This window comes from Paenibacillus sp. P5_B5, from assembly GCF_056400365.1.
In genome coordinates this window covers 1-2717 of sequence record NZ_JBFULK010000042.1, presented here as the reverse complement: position 1 = coordinate 2717, position 2717 = coordinate 1, and the positions used below count along the sequence as shown (strand labels likewise).

Below are 2717 nucleotides of genomic sequence, written 5' to 3'. Positions count from 1 at the left end.
TTGGTGACGATGGCGGAAGGGAACCACGCGTACCCATTCCGAACACGACCGTTAAGCCTTCCAGCGCCGATGGTACTTGGACCGAAGGGTCCTGGGAGAGTAGGACGTTGCCAAGCAACTGTAAGCCACTATTCGATTATGAATAGTGGCTTTTTGTTGTGTAGAAGCCCCGATTCAAGGGACTATTAGGGTTAACTAAGACAGTAATTGAACTAATTGATTCTTTGTGTTCTGATTCTTTACTTACAAGGATGATCTTGTCCTCCAAATTCTATTTGATGCACCTATCTTAAATTGACCTTTACTGACAGACTATTGAATCTACGCTCGATCTACTGCATATCGTCTTCAATCTGTTGTGTAACTACATAGTAACTGGGTTTGCTTGCACTTCATACATTCAAATCTTGCATGAAATTCGATGTTTAGGTATTTGAATGTATAACGTACAATCTAATCCGATCGATTGTTATTATTTTGGTGTTTTAAGCTCTTTTGGATGTATGAAATGCAGTCTAAAGTAAACTATTGAGCTAAAGGATTATTTTGAATGTATGGAATACAGGCAAAGGTTGATATTTGTACGCAGGTGTTCTTTTGAATGAACAATAAACAATAAAGCTGATCTATTTTTGGATTTAACAATATATAACAATACAAGGCAGGCAGATGTTCAGGATGCTGCTGTGGCTGAAGCAAAGATATCATTTGATTTTTGGCAATGGAGACATCTTATACTACTCTGCTTCCCTAACTATTAATGGGAGCTGTTAGATCAATACACCTTATGTGCATGTCTGATTAGAGGTGGTTATCACATCACTCCGGATTTTGTTATTAAAGTTGTTCATATGGTGAAGATAGAATAGTGAGGTACTAGTTATTGTTTCATTTAACTTGCTCTATTGCCTGTTGGTGAATAAATCTGCGTATTGGTGGCAAAAGGGCATTCTAACAATAAATTGGGCAGGCTGGCAGGCTGCACCTTGAGTGATATCGAGGATTGTAGGTGCTATAGGTAGAAATGTTACTAGTTGTAATGGAGTATGCGCATCAATTGAAAGTGAATGTATTTCGGGGGCATTTCGCAGCTAGGGATATCATTTCTATTCCTACAGAAAGTGCCAAGACCGTACAGTTCGTTTTGAGTTGGGGTTACGGATGAAACAGACTTGGTATTGTTCGATCCAATCTTGGGTTGAACTCATGTCAAAAGTCATAAATGAAAAACACTTATAAGAAAAGTAAGTGTTTTTAGCGCATCTTAATAATCGTTAAACGCACAACATTGATTTGGTGTACTCTTGTACTAACTAAGAGAAACACCTCATTTATTCTTAGGTTATTTTCTAATAGCTTAGTGCCTAATCATATTTGCTATCTTCAATTCTCGTTTGATTTTCAAAGATAAGTTCAGCCTCAGTCTCAAAATTCAAGTGCAACGGAGCTGGGAGCTGGTTTTTGATTTCTGTCATCAAAGGTAATGCTAAGAACTCTTCAAGTGTTCGCGGTTGAGGATCTAGCCCATGAAACCACTCTCGAACAGCATCAATAAAAAGATAAAAAGAAGACTCAAATTGATCTGCTACAGGCTCTGCATCTTCGTTAAGTGGCGCCGACATGGCCTTCCAGTTTGATAAAGTGGTGTTTAATATTTGCTCAATTTTTTGATTCATTGGGTAACCTCCTGCAATAGATATATAGGTATCTCTTTTTTTGTATTATACCAATCTCCTTCATAGTCATTCAATTTGTTGCAAGGATTGCTGGGACATAGTGAAAATTTAAGAAATAGAGGAATTAAAGAATCGATGATTTGATGTGTCGTCTTAGTAATAATGTCGCTCAGAAAGATAAGGATGCCTTTATTAATTCTTCATATCTCGATTTTTGAATTAGTGGTAAATTGAAATGCTTGTAAGGGTTGCAGTAGGTGGCTATCGTACGTGTACTCCTCTCAAATGATTTGATCGGTTAGGCAGAATGTGTACTCGCAAATTTGTTATGGGACATCAAGGTGCATCATAGATTATCTTCAATACAAAAGGGGGAAATAAGAAGAATATCATCTGTGCTACCTAAACGATTACAGTTTGCTATGGTAGGTTTGCTCATAGTTAAGAAAGCAGTTCTAGCGATCATCTTCTTAATAGTACACAGACATTCATGAAGTCTAGATTGTTATCACATCGTTTATAGAGATATTCATATTATAGAAAAATGATACAATAGATCTGATTCCATACATGACAGATAACTGTACTATTGAATAGATTTAGTTATGTAAATTATTACCTTGTATAAAAGGGTTGCACTATGCTTTTCTATTTGATATGATACATCTTGTCGCTTCGGAAGACGCGATAATGTCGAATGAAACAAACGGTTAAACGTTTGAATCACAAAAAAAGAACTTAAAAAAATTCTTGACATAAAGCCTTCTGAAATGGTATGATATAAAAGTTGTCTCGTAGGTAATAAGAGACACACAAACAACAAATTGTCCTTTGAAAACTGAACAACGAGTGAAGAAATACAAGAGATTATTAATCTCAAAAACGTTGAGAGAACGAGCGCTTCGGCGTAAGTGATCAAGACAAGCTAGCAAGAAATTTTGAGCAATCAGCTCTAATTATAGCAAGTCAACTTCGGTTGATGAGCACTTTAATGGAGAGTTTGATCCTGGCTCAGGACGAACGCTGGCGGCGTGCCTAATA

At 36.8% G+C, this 2717-nt stretch carries 2 protein-coding genes and 1 rRNA gene; 2 read left to right on the top strand and 1 reads right to left on the bottom strand.

All coding sequences use genetic code 11. From position 1 onward, the window contains the following. Together rrf and AC1DOK_RS24325 are read left to right on the top strand one after the other, a co-directional pair. A 5S ribosomal RNA gene (gene rrf, locus AC1DOK_RS24330) occupies positions 1 to 116 on the top strand. Positions 117 to 1024: 908 nt separating this feature from the next. Continuing rightward, complete coding sequence (locus AC1DOK_RS24325) at positions 1025 to 1165, top strand: hypothetical protein (protein WP_477556874.1); 141 nt, start codon at positions 1025 to 1027, stop codon at positions 1163 to 1165. A gap of 199 nt (positions 1166 to 1364) precedes the next feature. Here AC1DOK_RS24325 and AC1DOK_RS24320 read toward each other — a convergent pair whose 3' ends face one another. Next, entirely contained in the window at positions 1365 to 1676 is a 312-nt protein-coding gene (locus AC1DOK_RS24320; RefSeq protein ID WP_477556873.1) for a hypothetical protein, read from the bottom strand. Positions 1677 to 2717: the final 1041 nt, after the last annotated feature.